Raw genomic sequence first — 18,282 nt, forward strand, 5'->3', positions numbered from 1 at the left:
CTTGTACGTTTCTCGTTGAGTCAGAGTGCTTCGCGGGGAGTAGGGGATGCAGCGTTCCAGATCGATCGCAACGCAGTCATGCCGTTCAAGTTTGAAGTCGCAGGTCTTTGCGAATACCTGCATCCACAAGGCCGGCGGGCGCAAACCTGCGCAGCAATCGCAGACGGGCGGCGAGTCCACCGGCTGTGTAGCGAAGTTTCGGGCGAGCCGCGATGGCGGCCCGCAGTACGGTCTCGGCCACAACCTCCGGACCGTCAGCGCTCTCGACAACCTCTTTCACACGCCTCGCGATGGCCGTGCGTATCTCAAGGTAGTCGTCGAGGGGAACGTCCGGCTCCATGAAGTTCGCGTCGAAAGGCGTCTTGATGTAGGCGGGCTCAATGACGGAGACCCGGATGCCCATCGTGCGCAACTCATGATCGAGCGATTCCGAATAGCCCGCGACCGCATGCTTGGTGGCGGAATACAGCGCCATATAGGGCATCGGCAAGAAGCCCAGCACCGAACCAATATTGATGATGCGGCCGCTGCCTTGTTGCCGCATATGGGGCAGCACGGCGCGCGTCATGCGGACGATCCCGAAGAAGTTCGTATCGAAGATCGCACGAGCCTGGTCAAGCGAACTCTCTTCCGCAGCGGCAGGCGCCACGCCGAAACCAGCGTTGTTCACCAGCAGGTCGATGCGGCCGTGCAGGCGCAGTACTTCCTTGACGGCAGCTTCGACGGATTCATCGCTAGTCACGTCCAGTGGCAGCATCCCGAACGTCCGCTGGCCGGCCTGTGCGCCGCGCCGGCTGGTGCCGTAGACCTTGTATCCAGCCTTCGCGAGCCGCTTGGCGGTGGCTTCGCCGATTCCTGACGAGGCGCCAGTCACGAGCGCTATTCCAGTTTCCATGATGTCCTTCCGATATTGAGGGTTGTCTTCAGGTGCTTGCGTGAGTGTTCATCTTGCTAAAATATGATGTTCATCATATTCTCGATCCAACAAAAACCGACACCGGGCCGGTGGATTTACGCGTCAGTCGGCGTGAGTTTTTTCAATGCGGCTTCAAGAAAATCTTCCGACAGCTTCGGGTCGTCGACGGCGCGCGCCAGCACCATGGTGCCAACCATGGTGGCCGCCGTGACAAGCGCCTGCTCGTGCGCGCCCGGCTGACCCCAATCGGGCAACTGGCGCGCAATGACATCGATCATCTCCTTGATGCGGCGGGTGGCTGCGCGCCGCACGACCGGCGCCTGGCGCGGCATCTCGGAACCAAGGGCGGAGACCGGGCAGCCATTCTCAATGTCTTCGCAATGCTCCTTCGACAGATAGGCGCGCACCATCGACGGCAATGCATCCTCAGGCGGGACCGAGGCGGCGATATGTTCCGACAGGGCTACGGCTTCAGCACCGGCGCGGTCAGCCGCTTCGGCAAGCAGCACCTCGCGCGATGGGAAATGGGCATAGAAGCCGCCATGAGTAAGGCCAGCCTCCTTCATGATGTCGGCCACGCCTGTGCCGTCGTACCCGCTGCGCCGGATTGCGCGCGCGGCAACTTCGACGATGCGCTCGTGCGTGATTTCTTTGCGGCTGACAGCCTTCCGATTGATTGACGGCGTTTTCATGATGACCATCATATAACATTTCGACGCAATTTGCTGGGCGAGACCATGTCGATGACGGTCAATGTTCGTCAGACTGCGCTGAGCAGTGCAACCAGCTTCGGCGTCTTGGCTGTAAAGATAATGAGTGCGTGGGCGCGTTGCTTCGTTTGCGATATCGGTGATCGTGGGAGGCCTGATAGATATATGACGTCTTATAAATGGGATCTCGGCTGCTATCGCGCTGAAAGGAATTGAAATTTAGCGAAAGGGGAAAATTCGGGTGAATACGCATTAAAGAATTTCTACAAAGGGTCAATTCATCTTGTATGATGACGTATTTCGAAATGGATCCGCACGACGCCATGTCCCGCCGCGGTCTGTACCGCAATCTTGCGAGGTCGAAGGCTCAGGTTTTGCGTTGTTTATGTCGTAAACAAACGAACAATGGTTAACTGGATCGGTAGGCATGCGTAATCTCACAATAAGAAACAGTCTCCTTGCCGTTCTCGTGCTTTTCGCGGGCATGATTCTGATCGGCGGCGTAGTGGGGGTGCTGGCGCTTGGCCGTTCTAACGACAACGCTCGGCGTCTGCACGATATCGCCAGCCAGGAAGTGCTGGTCAACGATGCCTATAAAGACTCCACACGCACCCGCGCCGCGCTGACGCGTGCGTATTCCGCATTGAAAGAGCGCAATGACGAAGCGACCCGCGACTCGGCGCTCAAAAGTGCCGCCACGACGTTGGAGCGTGCGGACCGCGAAACCAAGATGTTTCGTGATGCCGATAAATTTGCGGGCCAGGACGACGAGCTGAAGCAGAAACTTTTCGATTCTTCCAATGCTCTAGCCACGATTCTGCATGCCGCGTTCGACGCCTTGCAGCGGGGCGATACGAATGCATACGTATCGATCAACGACAAAGACATCACGCAGGCCGGCGTCGCCTATTCGGCCAATGTCGAGAAGTTCCAGAAGCTCGCTGAAGCACTTGCCCAGGATTCCGCCGCGCAAGGTGATCGTGAATACACCTGGGTTGTCACGATGGTGGCGGCGGGCGTGGCGCTGGCCCTTGCATTGATCGTCGCCGCGCATTTCGCTTTGCGCAAGATCGTGGTCCGTCCGCTGCAGATTGCCTCTGAGTTGCTCAACCGTATCGCAGGAAGCGACCTGACCGTATCGATTCCGGAAGGAGGCAGGAGCGAGTTGGGGCAGCTGTTTACGGCGATGTCGCAGATGCAGACGAGCCTGGCCAAGACGGTATCGAATGTGCGCGTGAACTGTGAAGCCATCCACGGTGGTGCGCGTGAGATCGCTGCCGGCAACCTCGATTTGTCGAGTAGAACCGAGCAGCAGTCTGCATCGCTTGAAGAAACGGCGGCCAGCATGGAAGAGCTGACCTCGACCGTCAAACAGAACGCCGACCATGCCCGTCAGGCGAGCAAGCTCGCCGCCAACGCGGCGGACGTCGCACAGCGAGGTGGCAACGTCGTGCAGCAGGCTGTGCAAACGATGACGGCAATCACGGCCAGCTCGAACAAGATTGCCGAGATCACGGGCATGATCAACAGCATCGCATTTCAAACCAACATTCTGGCCTTGAATGCGGCGGTCGAATCCGCGCGAGCAGGGGAGCAGGGCCGTGGTTTTGCGGTTGTCGCCGGCGAGGTGCGCACGCTCGCGCAGCGCAGCGCTGCCGCGGCACAGGAGATCAAAACGCTGATCGCCGCGTCCGTCAACGATATCCGCGATGGCAATGAACTCGTTGTTCAGGCCGGGCAGACCATGGGTGAGATTGTGGGCGCGGTGCAAGGCGTTGCCACCATCATGGCCGAGATTACCTCGGCGACAGTTGAGCAGAGCTCCGGCATCGAGCAGGTCGGGCAGGCCGTCAGCCAGATGGACCGGGTAACGCAGCAGAACGCCGCGCTAGTCGAGGAGGCCGCCGCCGCCGCGAGCGCACTTGAGCAGCAGGCGCAAGCGATGACGGATGCTGTTTCCGCATTCCGCCTCAATCGGGCTTGACCCGCATCCATATCCAGTAAAAGCATAGATCGCGCATGTGCCGGGGCGGCAACGCGCTGCCACCGGCCGTCGAGATTCTTTCGAAAAAACGAGGCGGCCGATGCTGGATGTTCATATTCAACCATTTCAACGGAGTGTCACGATGAGCGTTAGGGCCACCCTGGTCGCAGCAGTTCTGTTTGCGGGTGCTTTGGGATCGGGCGTATCGCAGGCTGCTACGTATGCCTACGTATCGAATGCGGACAGTCAGGACATCTCTGTCTTCAGCCTCGACAAATCGAGCGGCTCACTTGCCGCAGTCGAGACAGTACCGGTTGGTGGCACCGTCATGCCGATGGCGCTTTCGCCCGACCATCTCCGGCTCTATGCAGGGTTACGCTCCAAGCCGTATAGCGTGGTGAGCTTCGCGGTCAATCCGCTCGACGGCCGGCTGATCGAACTGGGCAGGGCGCCGCTTGCGGAGAGCATGGCCTACGTATCGACGGATGCGAGCGGCCGCTACCTCTTTTCCGCATCGTATGGCGGAAACCTTCTGGCGGTGAACCGTATCGCCGCAAATGGCGTGGCGGGTGATGTTCAGCAAACCGTCAAAACCGGCCCAATGGCTCACGCCATCCGCAATGCGCCCGACAATCGCTATGTCTTCGCATCGGTACTCGGCTCGGATGCTTGGTTGCGTCTGAAATTCGATGCGTCGAACGGTCAGTTGACCGAAGACGCCGCGCCCGCCTATTCGTTGCCTCCGAAGTCGGGGCCGCGTCACTTTGTGTTCTCGCCGGATCATCGCTTTGTCTATCTGATCGATGAGCTCGACGGCAAACTGCATGTGCTCGCCTTCGATGGCACGCATGACAAGGTCAAACCCGTTCAGACCATTTCCATCCTGCCGCCCAATTTTTCCGGCGACAAGCCGTGGGGTGCGGACGTGCACGTCACGCCAGACGGGCGTTTCCTGTACGCCTCTGAACGCACGTCCAACACGCTGGCTGTTTATCGGGTGAGCGCGAAATCAGGTGAATTGACGCGCATCGGCACGTACCAGACAGAAAAGCAGCCGCGCGGATTCAATATCGATCCGTCGGGCAAGTATCTGCTTGCAGTCGGACAGCTGTCGTCAACCATGAGCGCTTACCGCATTGATCGCGACTCCGGCGCGCTGGCTTTGATTGGACAGTACCCTGTGGGTAAGGGCGCGAACTGGATCGAGATCGTTGAGTTCGAGGGATCAAACGGCAACTGAGCTTTGCGGATGAGGTTCCGCGCGACAGCGCAGCACTGTCGCGCGGAACGTCAACACGTTAGTCAATCCTGCGACTGCTTGCCGAAGAGCGCAGAGGTGGCTCTCCCGATGGCGTGTGCCCTGCGAGTCGCCAGCCGCCACAAACGGCCCACAGTCGCAAGAATGTCGAGGAACGGTGGCCCGGTCGTTGCCGGTGGGTCATCCTCTGAAATCAACGAAACGACTGGCCGGCCGAAGTGGCCTTCCTGCATCGGAAGATTCCAGTACTCGTACGGGTACAACATCCGGGCGAAGCGAATACGTGCATCGCATCCGCTATCGTGCCATTCGCCGGCCGTTTCCCAACGCGTTGCCGACGTAGGGCCCCGGGTTGGGTAGATCGCAGTACTTGCGACGCGGTCTTTGCTGCAATCGTCGATTGCAGGCAAGCCGGATGGGGCCAACTTTGGGCTTCTTTCGTCCATGTTCATCTCCGCTGGTGATGCCGATCACGGAGACGCCACAAACAAAAAAGGCCTCAACCGTATTGTCGGCGAGGCCTTTGAGCTGCGTTCCTGCTTATCTAACGCGCGTTGGCCTCCGATGGCATGCCCGAACGGACTGCCATGTGGCATTGAAACGCGAAGGAGAAGAGGTTTAGCGTCAGCATGGGGTCAAGTTTCTTTGCAATTGGAACGCGTGTCAACACATGTGTGTTGGGTCAAGCCGACAGTTCATTTTCCGCTGAGCCTGCTTTTGCCTTTGCGCCCGGATGGCCGAGATAGGCGTGCGCAAGCGCGACCCAGTACGACGTGCCAAGAGGCAGCAGCGCGTCGTTGAAGTCATAGCTCGCACTGTGCAACTGGCAGAGGCCGCTCGCTTGTCCGGGCAAGCGCGCCGAGCCGTCGCCGTTACCGATGAACGCATAGGCGCCGGGTTTGTGCAGCAGATAGAACGCGAAGTCCTCCGACGTCATGGTGCGTTCCACGTTTTCGTCCACGCTCGCGGCGCCTACCAGGTCGCGCATGATGTTGCCAGCGAGCGCGGCTTCCGCCGCGTGATTGACAAGCGCTGGGTAGATGCGCGTGAAATTGAACGTGAGCTCGATATCGAATGCAACGGCGATACCTTCCGCCACTGTGCGCATGCGGCTTTCTATCATGTCGAGCACATCGGCGCTGAAACTGCGTACGGTGCCGTTGAGCATAGCCTGCTCAGGGATGACGTTCACCGCGCTGCCAGCGTGAATTTGCGTGACTGACAACACAGCCGACTCGTTTGGATCGACGTTGCGCGACACGATCGTCTGCCAGGCTTGCGCGATCTGGACAGCGACCATGACAGGATCCGCACTACGATGTGGCTGCCCGGCATGCGAGCCGCGTCCGTTTATGCGCACTTCGAACGTGTTGCTCGACGCCATCAACGCACCCGGACGGATGCCGAAATTGCCCGCTGGCATGCCCGGCCAGTTGTGAACGCCAAACACGGCGTCCATTGGGCATCGGTTGAACAGGCCGTCCTCGATCATCAGACGCGCGCCGCCACCGCCTTCCTCTGCAGGCTGAAAGATGAAGTTTACGGTGCCGTCGAACTGTCGATGCTGGGAAAGATAGCGCGCCGCGCCGAGCAGCATGGCGGTATGTCCATCGTGGCCACACGCGTGCATCTTGCCCGCGTAACGCGACGCGTGCGCGAAGGTGTTCGCTTCGTGCATCGGCAGCGCATCCATGTCAGCGCGCAAACCAACGGAGCGCTCGCTCTTTCCGTGACGCAGAACACCGACAAGTCCATGCCCGCCGATCCCTCGAACGACCGGTATTCCCCAGTCGTCAAGAAGACTGGCGACATAGTCGGACGTCCACTGTTCTTCGAAACGGAGCTCGGGATTCGCATGGAGATGTCGCCGGATACGGATCAGTTCGGGTTCAAAGGCGATAATCGATTCGTCGTAAATCATTTTCAATTTTGATGAGATCTGTTTTTAGGGCATGCGACTGGGCGATGCAATTACTCGAGCTGGGCCTGGGCAGTGTCCGGTTCCGGGTTGCCTTTGCCTTTGCTCATAAACAGCACCGGCACGCAGCTGATCAACGCCGCGGCCGCGAGGTAGTACCCGATCACAAGGCGATCGCCGGTGAAACCGATCAGCGTAGTCACCGCGACCGGCGTAAAGCCGCCAAACACCGTCACGCCGATTGCATAAGCAAAACCGACGCCGGTTGCGCGAAATTCCGTCGGGAAGACCTCACCGAGCACGCTCGATGCACAAGCGGCGTAGCAGGCAAGCAGGATCGCGATGGTGACCTGCACCGCTACGAGCGTAGCGAGTCCTGGGTAATGGGAAAGCAGCACGAACAGCGGATAGGCGGCGATTGCAGTGAGCGCGGCACCGATCAGCATGGGTGTACGGGTGCCGATCCGGTCCGACAGATGACCGATGATGGGACACATCGTCATCATTGCCATGCCATAGCTGACCTGTCCGACATAACTGTCAAAGAGGCTTAGATGAACCTCGCGAACAGCGTAGGTCGTGAAGTAATTCGAAACGTAGGTGGCGATGGTCCAGAACACCATGATTGCCACACCGGTTGCCACCTGGCTCCGGTATTCGACCAGTTGCGTCCACAGGGCTCGGCGCGGCAAACGCTGAGATTGTTCGAAGACCGGTGTTTCATCGACAGAGCGCCGGATGTACCAGCCGACCGGACCGATCAACAAGCCGAAGGCGAACGCCAGGCGCCATGCGCCGCCGAAGATCTGCTCCTGGGTAAAGAGGCTCGTTAGCGCCAGTCCGACGAATCCGGCGATCAGCGTGCCGCCGCCTTGAGACATTTGCTGGAAGGAGCCGAACAGCCCCTTACGCGACGGTGGCGCGTTCTCGACCAGCATCGCTACCGTGCCGCCGATCTCGCCGCCGGCCGAAAAGCCCTGGATCAATCTGCCAAGCACGATGACAAGCGGCGCGGCAATGCCGATGCTCGCGAACGACGGGCACACGGCTGGCACAACGGTACCGGCAGCCATGAGCAGCAGCGTGAGGCTCAAAGCCTTCTTGCGACCCGCGCGGTCCGCGTATCGGCCTAGTACGAGCGCGCCCACTGGCCGCACGAGGAAGCCCACCGCGAAGGTGATGAACGTCAGGATCAGCGCGGCGAAGTCGGAACTGGCGGGGAAAAACGTCCTGGATATGGGCACCGCGAAAATGCCATAGGCAATGAAATCGTAAATCTCAAGAACATTACCCACCGATGCCGCTGCAACCGCGCGTCGGCTGGGCACCGCCACCCTGTCTGGTCGATGACCGACCGCTTTCACACTCGCCATTTTGTCTGCTCACGTGTAGTTATGCGTGTCAGTACACTAAGCGCGAGGCGTGCCGCGGCACGCATACTCTTCAAAAATGGCAGCTATACTTTTGAAGCATAGGCATGCCCAACCCGATAAGACATGGAACTCCGACACCTTCGATATTTTCTTGCCGTAGCGGATTGCGGCAGCGTAGCGGAGGCCGCGCGACGACTCCATATTGTTCAGCCGGCATTGAGTCGGCAGATCCGCGATCTCGAAGAGGAACTGGGCAGCGACCTGTTTCATCGCAACGCCAAGGGCGTGCAACTGACCACTCCGGGCGCGCAGTTTGCCATCGACGCGAGACGTGTACTGAACGATGTGGAAGCGGCGCGCGACTTATTCGTGCGCATTGCGAGAGGCCAATCGGGTGCGTTGAGAATCGGACTTGCGCCGAACTACAGTTGGCATCCCGCGACGCTGAAGCCGGTTCGTGACTTCAAGATCACTCATCCCGATGTCACGATCATGCTCGAACCGGCGCTGGCAGCGAAGCAGTTGGCGCGGATTTCGGATGGCAGCCTCGACGGCGGATTTCTCGCGTGGCGCGACGCGCGCGATCCGACTTTCTCCGCGTGTCATCTGTTCGACTGCCGTCTCAAGCTCGCGATGCCGCGCCCTGGCGACGGGTCTGCGCCCGCCATACCGGAACGGTTAGCCGACCTCAAGGACGAGCCATGCATGTGGTTCGCAAGGGAAGTGGCGCCGGCGTACTACGATTTTCTGATTCATCAATGCCAGCTTGCCGGGTTTTCGCCGCATATCGTGCCTATCGGTGGCGACGTATCGACGATACTCGGCCTGGTGGCAGCGGGCATGGGGTACGCGATCGTTCCTGAGGCGTCCATATATAGTTGCCCGAATCAGGTTGTTCTGATGGATCATGCGGACCTAACCCTATCTTATCCAGTCGAGTTTGTCTGGCGAACCGACACGGTCAATCCTGTGCTGGAAGAGTTCATCAAGGTTGTGGCAGGGTGACTTGAAAGTGTGAGCATTACATGTCGTTTCCGGCCGTTTGTTATGAACACCGAAGCGATTACAGCGAGCGCTCGATCGCCTGCCCAAGCAGATCCAAACCCAGGTCGATCTCACTCTCTAACACGGTCAACGGAGGCGCGATCCGGAAGACACCGCCCATACCTGGCAACTGCACGATATTCATACTGAGCCCCAGGTTCATGCACTCTCGGGTGATCTTCGCGCCGAGCCCATCCGCCGGCTCCTTCGTGCGGCGGTCCTTGACGATCTCCATCCCCAGAAGCAGCCCTCGTCCACGAATGTCGCCGATGCACTCGAAGCGTTCCATCAAATCGAGCAGGCCGCGCCTGAGTCGCTCGCCCATTACGTTCGCACGCGCAACCAGCCCCTCGCGCTCCACCACATCCAGCACACGCAGACCGACGGCGGCGGGAAGCGGATCGGACACATGGGTCGTATAGAACAGGTAACCCAATTCATGGGCCCGCTCCTCGATCTGTGCGGAGGTCACGACGGCGGCGAGCGGTAGACCTGCGCCCAGCGTCTTCGACAAGGTGAGAATGTCTGGCGTGACGCCGTCGCGCTGACAGGCGAACATCGTGCCCGTGCGCCCGACACCTGTTTGCGCTTCATCGAGGATCAGCAGCATGCCGCGCTCCTCGCATTTGCGCTTTAGTGCGGCCATGTAGCCGACCGGCAGTTCGATGATGCCGCCGGAACTGAGGATCGGTTCCGCGATGAAGGCGGCGAGATTGCCACTGGACTGGCGATCGATGAGATCGAAGGCGTAGTCCAGCTCCGCCAGGTAATCGTATTCGCCATTTCGTTCGAAACGCGGCCGGTACGGGAACGGGGCGGGGATCGCATAGGAGCCGACCGCTGCCGGACCGACGCCCTTGCGACCGGCGCTGTAAGTCGCGGATGCCGCGTTCCCCGTCATGCCGTGCCAGGACTGCGCAAAGCCGACGATTTCATATTTACCGGTGACGAGCTTCGCCATGCGAATGGCGGCCTCGTTCGACTCCGCGCCCGTACTGAGTAACAGCGCCCGGTCGAGCCCGTCAGGCGTAATTTCGGCCAGCCGGGTCGCCAGATCGACCACCGGCCGCGACAGCATCCCGCTGAAAAGATGGTCGAGCTTGCCGGCATATTCGTTGATAACCGACACGATCTCCGGATGGCTGTGCCCAAGTACCGCGCTCATCTGCCCCGAAGTGAAATCCAGAATCGCGCGGCCGTCCGCGTCATAGACGAAGCTGCCCTGGGCGCGCTCGATGATCATCGGCTCGAAGGTGCCGCCGTAGCGGATGAGGTGCTGCCTGGCATTGCGCCAGAAATTTGCATCGTTGTTCAGGGACACCTTGTTTCTCCTGGGCGGGTGGCGAGAATAACTTGCAGTCTAGATGGCTCTCTGCTTTCATAGAATCGAATAGTTCTTATCGAAGATAGAAGCGGGGCTTATACCTTGAGTCTTTCCCTGGAAATTGATCTGCTGCGTTCATTTATCGTCATTGCCGAAGTCCGGGCGCTCAGTCGCGCGGCCAACCGGATTGGCCGGACACAGTCGGCGCTGAGTCAGCAGATGAAGCGCCTCGAAGAAATCGTCGATCAGCCGCTATTCCAGCGCACGGGGCGAGGGGTAGTGCTGACCAATCCCGGCGAACGCCTGTTGATCCACGCCCAACGCATCCTGCGCCTGCATGACGAGGCGATGGCCGATCTTTCCGGTAAAGGGCTGTCGGGGACGATCCGCTTCGGCTGCCCGGACGACTACGCCGCCGTTTTCCTGCCGCATTTGCTGCGCCAGTTCTCGAGCCAGCACCCGCATGCCCTGGTGGAGGTCATGTGCGCCCCGACTCCCCGATTGCTCGAACAACTGGAGATGCATGCGCTGGACCTTGCCATGATCTCGCTGCCGGACGACGCGGCGAATGACGACATCATTCGTCGCGAACCGCTGGTCTGGGTGGGCTATCCGGGACTGGATTCCGCGCACTTCGACCCTTTGCCGCTGGCGGTTTCCGATCCCGACACGCTCGATCATCTGGCGGCCTGCAAAGCGCTGCAACGCGCGGGCAGGGCTTACCGCATCGCCTATGCGAGCAGCAGTCTTGCCGGTTTGACGGCCCTGGTCCGCTCGGGGCAGGCCGTTGCCGTTATCACACAGACGGCAGTTCCCCCGGATCTCTGCATACTCAATGGAGATCCGGCGCTTCCGTCCCTGCCCACCGTTGGCATTACGCTGAAGTTCGAGCGGGAGCGTCCCGCCCATCTGATTACGGTATTCGCGGAGCACATCAGGCTGACGCTGCCGTTGCTGTGATCGCAGCGGGTAGAAAGTGAAATTTTTCTTCGCGTCGTGTCGATTTTGATAGCCTTCCTTCGTCGTCTCAATGGCAGCATGCGGCTTAGCTCCGCATTCAGCCACCACTGACAGGAGATTTGCCATGACGATTCAAAAGATCACGCCTTTTCTTTGGTATTCCGATCAGGCTGAGGAGGCCGCTGCTTTCTATGCGAGTATTTTTCCGGACTCACGCGTCAATCGGGTTACACCGGTACCGGCCGCCGGTTCCACGAAGATGGTCGAATTTGTTCTCTTTGGGCAACCCTTCATTGCGATGAACTCAGGCGGGGGCGACCCGTTCAACCACGCGATATCCCTTATGGTCGACTGTGCCGATCAGGCAGAAGTTGATCGCTACTGGAATGCTTTTCTCGAGGGCGGTGGTTCGCCCGAGGCGTGCGGCTGGCTGAAAGACCGCTTCGGCGTCTCGTGGCAGATCGTTCCAGGCGAACTCATCAGGATGATGGCTGACCCCGATCCGGTAAAGGCAGGGCGTGTCGCTCAGGCGATGATGAAAATGGTGAAGTTCGACGCGGCAGCCCTGAAGGCCGCTTATCTTGGGACGGCGGATTAACAGAAGGTCCTTTGCATCGTGTGCGCTATAGAGCGTCGGTCAGGCTTGCCCGCTTCCAGCCGCCGCTCGGCACCCTCTGCCGATTCAATAGTCGTACACGTGCTCCGTCACCAGTCCGTTCTTTTCGGCTGCCGCCAGAAAATCGGACAGGTCGCGAACCGGCATCAACAACGCCACGCGTCGGGTATGGGCCGGCATGGTCAGCGGTTGCTCGAACAATACGCGACCGCTACCGGCGGGCAACGGGGCGTCGTCTTTCGCCCACACCGTGACCAGAATGACTGATGTGTTGCCGGCGATGTCGGTGAGATGAATGCCCTGTTGCGCAAGCGCTGTCGCCGCAAGCCTGAAGTCGAAATAGCGCGGCAACGCAAGTAACGCCCGACCGTCCGGCAGACGGGCAAGCACGCTGACGTGAGCCGGCGCCGACCACCCATCGGGCAGGCGGTCGACGACCACGTCGGTCGTCATCAGGGTCGGTGTGTAGGTGGCCCGCGTCGCCTTCTCGATCAGTTTTCCGTACACGGCCTTGATCGCGTATTCGGTGGTCAGCGCGTAGCGGCGTTCCCATTTGCGTGTGAGATCCGGTCCCCACATCGGGACATCGCTCCAGAGATGGCGAAGGCGGGCGCCGAAATCGAACAGGTACCAGGGCTCCTGACGGATGAAGTCCACGTACTCCTGAGCCGCTTGGGCGCCATAGCGGTCTTCATCGGTCAGCTTTTTCCCACCGAGCAGCCAGCTCGCGCGACCCACGGTATTTTCATAGAGGGAGCGCAGCGCATACTCCACGGTCGTACTCGATGCGATCACCCAGATCATCACGTGGTAACCGGGATTGAGCGGATAGTTGTCATGCATCTGCTCACGCGTGACGGTCGCATAACTCGACCAGAGTTGGGCGATCTGATCCAGAAACGGAAAATCGTGCGACGGTTCGTGTTGCACGATTCGCGCGTATTCCGCCGGGCTGTGCACGAGATACCACTCCGGAAAAGTCAGCAGCGTCTGCTCAGTGCCGCGGCGATCCGCTGTCGGCACAGGGCTTTGGTATGAGGCTGCTGGTGTCTCAGGCGTCGCGGAGGACGCTGCAGCATGCGCAACCGGCATCGCGAGTGTGAGCGCGACGCCGACGGTGACGGTGACGGTAAGAAGCGCCTTGCGCAACGGCCGCATCATGCCGCCTCTCCATGGCGCACGAATGCCATCAGGATGTTGTCCGACGGATCGCCTTGTTGGGTCAGGCGCATGCCGGTATGGCGAAAACCTGCCGCTTCGACGCGCGCAATCCAGTCGTCCACGCCGGCGAAATGACGCAACTCCGACCGGTTGGTTTCCCACGTTTCGCCGAGGCCCGCGTTGAAAACCGTATGGGCAAGTGAAACGAATGCATCCATTGTCGGCGTCGTGACATCGTGATCGCGGACCACGAAATAGCCACCGGGGCGGACGATTCTCGCAATCGAGTCGAGAAACGGCGCGAGCTTCGCCGGCGCCATGTGGTGCAAGCCGACAAAGCAACTCACCAGGTCCGCGCTAGCGGCAGGCAGCGCGATGGGCGCGTAGTCGTTCAGCGGCTGGAACTCGCCGATCGAGCCGATCTGCCCACGCTCGACAATATCGACCGGGCTCATTCCCGGCCGCACGTCATGAACCAGGGTCACCTTGCCTTTGAGCCGCAGATACTTCTTCATGGCGCGAACGTAGCGCCCTGTCGTGCCAATCTCGACATAGTCCTGCAACGGTGAGTCGCCCAGCAGCATGGCGGCTTGCCGGCCCATTTCAGCCTTCTGCATCGAGAGGGACGGCAGCGCATGCGTAAGCATCGCGAGGCGCGGCGTGATCGGTTTGAGCCCCGCCTGGATCGCGCGGTAGATACGTTCGTCGCCCGTATGTTCGGCTGTCGAAGTTTTGATCAACGTATGCAGACGGTCTTCGGGCAGCACATTAAAAATATTCTGCAGGAATGCATAGAAACGATCGGCTTCGCGCTCGTTACGATAGATCGTGGCGAACAGGGTGCCGTTGCTGTTGCTGTCCTCTTGTGCCGCCGTCACTTCAGGTATCGCGTCGAGCGTGCTTCGCTCAGGCGCATAGTAGCGATCCCACAGCGCGCCACGCAGACGGTATTGCGGATCGAGCTCCCGCTTGAGCGCAAACATCTCGCGCGCTCGCGGATACGCACGATGGAACTGTTCGCGCGTTGCGTGCAGCTGGTAAGGCAGATAGTACGTGCCACCCACGGCGAGCACGGCGTCGATCAGTTCGCGCGTCCATACCGCAACGCGCTCTTTGGCATTCTCGCGAGTACGCTGCTTGTAGTAGAGCACGAAGGCAAACGTCTCGCCGCGCGCCCATGCCATGACGGTGCGGTTGTCGGCGAGCGCATGGCGGATCGAAATGTTGACCGCGTTCACCCGATGCCGCGAGAGAATCACCGATAGCGCCTCGGCGAATCGCGTGACGGCGTCTACAGGCACGAAGTACTCCTGCAGCACATATGTGCGCTGGCGTCGCCCGACTGGCTCGAGTTCCGCGACGTCGTACCCGGCTTCGTAATTGCGCCAGTGCACCTTCTTGCCGAAATGCAGCAGCGGGTCGTACAGATACTCGCGACGAAACTTGCCGAGCGGCGTTTCAGTGATTGCCCATAGAAAGTATTTCGCGGCAAGAAAGCCGCGGCTGAGCGGCTGCAATCGCGCTGACGTGGCCGGCTCATCGGTGACGGTCCAGCTGATCGCCCTGCCGCGTGTGTAGCGCGGCGGATAAAGATCGAAATTGTGAAAGATCACGTCTTGATGGCTGCGCACGGTGGTATCGAACCATGCCTTGTAGTCGGCAGTGCGCATCTTGCGATCGCTGCGCTTGACCCGCGTATTGGGCACAAGGTCGAGCTCCGCTTCCGTGATGATGCCTACGCCGCCATATCCGCCGATCGCCGCGTTGAACAACACGCTGTTCTCAGTGGGGGTGGCGTTGACTGCTTCGCCGTTGGCGAGCACGAGCGTAATCGCCCGTACCGACAGCACGACCGGCCCCAATCCCATGTATCGTCCGTGGGCGTTCACCGACAGCGCGCCGCCCACCGTGAAGTTCGCATAGGTCTGCATGATCTTGACCGACAGACCGTGCGGATCGATAAACCGCTGGATATCGCACCAGCGGATACCGGCTTGCACACGAATCACCGACGTGTGCGGCTCGAACCGGAGTACACGGTTCATCTTGCGCATATCGAGATGCAGAGTGCCCGGACTCGCGGTGTGTCCGCCCATGCTGAAGTGGCCGCCGCCTACCGACACCGGCAGATTGGTCTGGGTGAGCGCCTCGACGACTTCCTGCGTGGAGGTGGGCGTAGCGATTGAAAATACAGGAATCCGGTTCAGCTGAGTGACGTCGTTGACCGTTGCCATATCTGCATCACTCCCCGATGTTGACTTTGAGGTAATCCGCGCGAGTTGCCGGATCGGGGCCAAAGCGGTTCTCGTGATCGACGCCGCGGCGCAGCACGTGGATTAGTACCCAGATCGGCCCGAACACCGGGACGATGGCGGTCAGCAACGACCATCCGCACCGTCCGGTGTCGTGCAGGCGCTGGGTGGAGAGCGCAACCGCGCTCCAGAGAAAAACGATCGCGAAGACGGCCGCACCGATCTCGCCAAACCAGGAACCGGCAAGACTGCCGAAGGCGGCGCATACGAATGCGGCAATGATGATTCGGGTCAGCCATTCGCTGCGGGTAATACGACCGCGGCTCAAAAAGAAAGCGGGGGTGAGGGTGGTTAATAGCATTTTTTATTTTTGCCTATTCCCGGAAGTCAATTGGTGATTCCTGAAGCCATCAAAACGTTTCATTCGGAACGCAAGTTTAAGCGGACTTGATATTATCGGTCGATCTCAATCTTGAGAAAATTGGCTGAGCATAACTGTACATAATCATCGGCCAGAATAAGTGTGCCGCCGAACCCATCAAGCATAAAAAGAATACGTTGAACGCCATGAAACTTTATAAAGTCGCGGTCGCACTGGTTGTTGTGCCGATCATCGCGCTGGTTGCCGTATTAGGCGGCGCGGATCTGATCGCCCATAGCCGCGAGCGGGACATCGCGCGGAGCGCGGCGCCGGCCGGATCGCGCTTCGTGCGTGCCGCGGACGTGGACATGCTGATACAGGAGCGTGGTCCCGCTAGTGGCCCGCCGATCGTTTTCATTTCAGGCGTGGGCGCCTGGAGCTCGACATGGCTTCCGACCATGGATTATCTCGCTCAAGCCGGCTATCACTGCATCGCGGTGGATCTGCCGCCGTTTGGGTACACCAGCCGGCCCGCGGACAACACATACGACACAGGCCACCAGGCCTTGCGTATTCTCGGGATGCTCGACACGCTGAAGCTTTCGCGGGTAATTCTCGTGGGTCATTCGTTCGGAGGACGGGCTACGGTCGAAGCATTGATGGCCGAACCCAAGCGATTTAAAGCGGCGGTATTGGTGGACGTTGCGCTCGCTATCGATCCGCCGCCAGCCGAACGTGGCTTGCTCGGCAGCCTGATTGAGGTACCGGCCGTGGCGCGGCCCGTGATTGCCGCGACGGCGACCAATCCGTGGCTCACCGGGTGGTTTCTGCGGAAATTCACCTCACGTCATGACGCGCTGACGGCTGACCGGATTGCCGTCTATCAGCGACCGCTTTCTGTGGTGGGAACAACGCAGGCGTATGGCTACTGGCTGGATGCATTCGTCAATGATCCAGGGCTCAGTAGAAGCAGTCGCTCGCCGGACTACGCGTCACTGAGCATGCCGGTCGAGGTGATCTGGGGGAGGACCGATGGTGTAACGCCCGTTAGCGAAGGATTGCGCCTGTCGCGACTGTTGCCCGACGCACGCATGAACGTGTTGCCGGGAATTGGGCATATACCTCATGTCGAGGACAATGGCGCGTTCAATCGGGCGCTTGAGGGCTTCCTCGTCCGTCTGCAGGGCGTTTAGGGGCCTGATAGAGTCAAAGCAGCTATTTGTGCGTAATATAAGTTCAGCGGATGCGCCATACTGTCTCTTTCGGCTTCTTTGAGGGCAAACATGCGATTGGCTGACTTCATCCTGCGCGACATGGAAACGATTCTGGTGCAGTGGGAGACGTTCGCCGCCACGCTGTTGCCGGCAGCCGTGGACATGAAATCGCTCGCCCTGCGAGACCACGCGCAACAGATTCTGCAAGCCGTCGCGAAGGATCTGTCGACGGCCCAGACCCGGGAAGCGCAAGCCGAAAAGTCGATGGGGCGGGCCCCCATACTGATCGGGGCGCCAGAGACAGGTGCGCAGACGCACGCCCTTCTGCGGGCGCGAGGCGGGTTCGACATTAACCAGTTGGCTGCTGAGTATCGCGCCTTGCGCGCGAGCGTCCTGCGCCTCTGGATGGACGAATGCCAGCCCGAAGCGCCACATCCGGATGATGTGATCCGGTTCAACGAGGCCATCGATCAGGCGCTTGCCGAATCGGTCGGGTATTTCAGCGCCCAAGTCGATCAGGCTCGCAATCTTTTGCTTGGCATGCTCGGGCACGATATGCGCAGCCCACTTCAGACCATCCTGATGACGGCCCAATATCTGGCGGCACTGAACGCCGGGGAGCAGGTATCCGTAGCGGCGTCCCGTTTGATCAGAAGCGGCGCCCGCATGCAGGCGCTTCTGAACGATATGCTTGATTTCAATCGAACCCGGCTGGGTTTGGGGATCAATATCGCGCCGACTGATGCCGATCTGGAGAACCTGCTTGCCGACGAACTCGACACGTTGCGGGCAGCGCACCCGGACCGTCAGATCGATCTGGAAGTGCAGGGGGACTGTCGGGGTGTTTGGGACGGCCGCCGTCTGCAGCAGTTGCTCGGCAATCTGGTGTTGAATGCGATCAAATACGGCGCGTCGGACGCGCCCGTGCGAGTGGTCGTGATCGGCGAAGAGCAGAACGTACGTTTCGAGGTGAGGAACCAGGGACCTGTCATCGATCAAACGACGCTGCATCGGATCTTCGACCCGCTCCAGCGCGGCCTGCATCACGAAGACTCATATAACGCCGACGGCAACCTGGGGCTCGGACTGTATATCGCGCGCGAGATTGCCAAGGCCCATGGCGGCGAGATCGAGGCACGCTCCGACGAGGCAGAAACCGCGTTCGCGGTGCGCCTGCCGCGTCTTCAATAA

At 60.0% G+C, this 18,282-nt stretch carries 15 protein-coding genes; 7 read left to right on the forward strand and 8 right to left on the reverse strand.

Annotated features, from left to right (window positions below):
- Window positions 1-85: 85 nt before the first annotated feature.
- Entirely contained in the window at window positions 86-895 is an 810-nt protein-coding gene (locus M0D66_RS08525) for an oxidoreductase (protein WP_266210559.1), read from the reverse strand.
- 116 nt (window positions 896-1,011) lie between these two features.
- On the reverse strand, window positions 1,012-1,620 hold the full coding sequence (locus M0D66_RS08530) for a TetR/AcrR family transcriptional regulator (protein WP_266210560.1): 609 nt from the start codon (window positions 1,618-1,620) through the stop codon (window positions 1,012-1,014).
- 433 nt (window positions 1,621-2,053) lie between these two features.
- On the opposite strand from M0D66_RS08530, the gene M0D66_RS08535 reads away from it, so the two are divergent.
- Window positions 2,054-3,610 (forward strand): methyl-accepting chemotaxis protein, encoded by a 1,557-nt coding sequence (locus M0D66_RS08535; RefSeq protein WP_266210561.1) that lies wholly within the window; start codon window positions 2,054-2,056, stop codon window positions 3,608-3,610.
- 142 nt (window positions 3,611-3,752) lie between these two features.
- Entirely contained in the window at window positions 3,753-4,850 is a 1,098-nt protein-coding gene (locus tag M0D66_RS08540) for a beta-propeller fold lactonase family protein (protein ID WP_266210562.1), read from the forward strand.
- A gap of 700 nt (window positions 4,851-5,550) precedes the next feature.
- Here the strand turns inward: M0D66_RS08540 and M0D66_RS08545 are convergent.
- Both M0D66_RS08545 and M0D66_RS08550 read right to left on the reverse strand, forming a co-directional pair.
- Window positions 5,551-6,795 (reverse strand): M20 aminoacylase family protein, encoded by a 1,245-nt coding sequence (locus M0D66_RS08545; RefSeq protein ID WP_200621782.1) that lies wholly within the window; start codon window positions 6,793-6,795, stop codon window positions 5,551-5,553.
- 44 nt (window positions 6,796-6,839) lie between these two features.
- Window positions 6,840-8,159 (reverse strand): MFS transporter, encoded by a 1,320-nt coding sequence (locus M0D66_RS08550; RefSeq protein WP_054038300.1) that lies wholly within the window; start codon window positions 8,157-8,159, stop codon window positions 6,840-6,842.
- Window positions 8,160-8,282: 123 nt separating this feature from the next.
- Here M0D66_RS08550 and M0D66_RS08555 point away from each other — a divergent pair, with 123 nt between their 5' ends.
- Window positions 8,283-9,164 (forward strand): LysR family transcriptional regulator, encoded by an 882-nt coding sequence (locus tag M0D66_RS08555; protein WP_266210563.1) that lies wholly within the window; start codon window positions 8,283-8,285, stop codon window positions 9,162-9,164.
- Window positions 9,165-9,222: 58 nt separating this feature from the next.
- On the opposite strand, the gene M0D66_RS08560 is transcribed toward M0D66_RS08555, so the two are convergent.
- Window positions 9,223-10,524, reverse strand: coding sequence for an aspartate aminotransferase family protein (locus M0D66_RS08560; protein WP_200564889.1), 1,302 nt, complete (start codon window positions 10,522-10,524; stop codon window positions 9,223-9,225).
- Between the two features lie 78 nt (window positions 10,525-10,602).
- On the opposite strand from M0D66_RS08560, the gene M0D66_RS08565 reads away from it, so the two are divergent.
- Both M0D66_RS08565 and M0D66_RS08570 read left to right on the forward strand, forming a co-directional pair.
- Window positions 10,603-11,487 (forward strand): LysR family transcriptional regulator, encoded by an 885-nt coding sequence (locus tag M0D66_RS08565; protein ID WP_200653665.1) that lies wholly within the window; start codon window positions 10,603-10,605, stop codon window positions 11,485-11,487.
- Window positions 11,488-11,611: 124 nt separating this feature from the next.
- Window positions 11,612-12,085, forward strand: coding sequence for a VOC family protein (locus M0D66_RS08570; RefSeq protein WP_266210564.1), 474 nt, complete (start codon window positions 11,612-11,614; stop codon window positions 12,083-12,085).
- An 84-nt stretch (window positions 12,086-12,169) separates the two neighbouring features.
- Here M0D66_RS08570 and M0D66_RS08575 read toward each other — a convergent pair whose 3' ends face one another.
- From M0D66_RS08575 to M0D66_RS08585, 3 genes are read right to left on the reverse strand one after another with little or no spacing between them, the layout of a single operon-like run.
- On the reverse strand, window positions 12,170-13,264 hold the full coding sequence (locus tag M0D66_RS08575) for a hypothetical protein (RefSeq protein WP_266210565.1): 1,095 nt from the start codon (window positions 13,262-13,264) through the stop codon (window positions 12,170-12,172).
- Window positions 13,261-15,498: an FAD-binding protein gene (locus tag M0D66_RS08580; protein ID WP_266210566.1), complete on the reverse strand. Its 2,238-nt coding sequence runs from the start codon at window positions 15,496-15,498 to the stop codon at window positions 13,261-13,263. The genes M0D66_RS08575 and M0D66_RS08580 overlap by 4 nt, the downstream gene beginning before the upstream one ends.
- A 7-nt stretch (window positions 15,499-15,505) precedes the next feature.
- Window positions 15,506-15,877: a DUF805 domain-containing protein gene (locus tag M0D66_RS08585; RefSeq protein WP_154560212.1), complete on the reverse strand. Its 372-nt coding sequence runs from the start codon at window positions 15,875-15,877 to the stop codon at window positions 15,506-15,508.
- A 206-nt stretch (window positions 15,878-16,083) separates the two neighbouring features.
- Between M0D66_RS08585 and M0D66_RS08590 the strand changes: the two genes are divergently transcribed.
- Both M0D66_RS08590 and M0D66_RS08595 read left to right on the forward strand, forming a co-directional pair.
- The gene (locus tag M0D66_RS08590; RefSeq protein ID WP_211706838.1) at window positions 16,084-17,070 is read left to right on the forward strand and encodes an alpha/beta fold hydrolase; all 987 of its coding nucleotides are present in this window, start codon (window positions 16,084-16,086) and stop codon (window positions 17,068-17,070) included.
- Window positions 17,071-17,160: 90 nt separating this feature from the next.
- Window positions 17,161-18,282, forward strand: coding sequence for a sensor histidine kinase (locus tag M0D66_RS08595; protein ID WP_200653656.1), 1,122 nt, complete (start codon window positions 17,161-17,163; stop codon window positions 18,280-18,282).

It is taken from the genome of Paraburkholderia sp. SECH2 (genome assembly GCF_030464795.1).
Lineage (GTDB): Bacteria > Pseudomonadota > Gammaproteobacteria > Burkholderiales > Burkholderiaceae > Paraburkholderia > Paraburkholderia aspalathi.

Excerpts from the sequence above, each read along its gene's own strand:
- M0D66_RS08530 (WP_266210560.1), bottom strand. The coding sequence starts at position 1,620 with ATGATGGTCATCATGAAAACGCCGTCAATCAATCGGAAGGCTGTCAGC.
- M0D66_RS08555 (WP_266210563.1), top strand. The coding sequence starts at position 8,283 with ATGGAACTCCGACACCTTCGATATTTTCTTGCCGTAGCGGATTGCGGC.
- M0D66_RS08585 (WP_154560212.1), bottom strand. The coding sequence starts at position 15,877 with ATGCTATTAACCACCCTCACCCCCGCTTTCTTTTTGAGCCGCGGTCGT.
- M0D66_RS08525 (WP_266210559.1), bottom strand. The coding sequence starts at position 895 with ATGGAAACTGGAATAGCGCTCGTGACTGGCGCCTCGTCAGGAATCGGC.
- M0D66_RS08570 (WP_266210564.1), top strand. The coding sequence starts at position 11,612 with ATGACGATTCAAAAGATCACGCCTTTTCTTTGGTATTCCGATCAGGCT.
- M0D66_RS08575 (WP_266210565.1), bottom strand. The coding sequence starts at position 13,264 with ATGATGCGGCCGTTGCGCAAGGCGCTTCTTACCGTCACCGTCACCGTC.
- M0D66_RS08550 (WP_054038300.1), bottom strand. The coding sequence starts at position 8,159 with ATGGCGAGTGTGAAAGCGGTCGGTCATCGACCAGACAGGGTGGCGGTG.
- M0D66_RS08540 (WP_266210562.1), top strand. The coding sequence starts at position 3,753 with ATGAGCGTTAGGGCCACCCTGGTCGCAGCAGTTCTGTTTGCGGGTGCT.
- M0D66_RS08595 (WP_200653656.1), top strand. The coding sequence starts at position 17,161 with ATGCGATTGGCTGACTTCATCCTGCGCGACATGGAAACGATTCTGGTG.
- M0D66_RS08580 (WP_266210566.1), bottom strand. The coding sequence starts at position 15,498 with ATGGCAACGGTCAACGACGTCACTCAGCTGAACCGGATTCCTGTATTT.
- M0D66_RS08535 (WP_266210561.1), top strand. The coding sequence starts at position 2,054 with ATGCGTAATCTCACAATAAGAAACAGTCTCCTTGCCGTTCTCGTGCTT.
- M0D66_RS08590 (WP_211706838.1), top strand. The coding sequence starts at position 16,084 with ATGAAACTTTATAAAGTCGCGGTCGCACTGGTTGTTGTGCCGATCATC.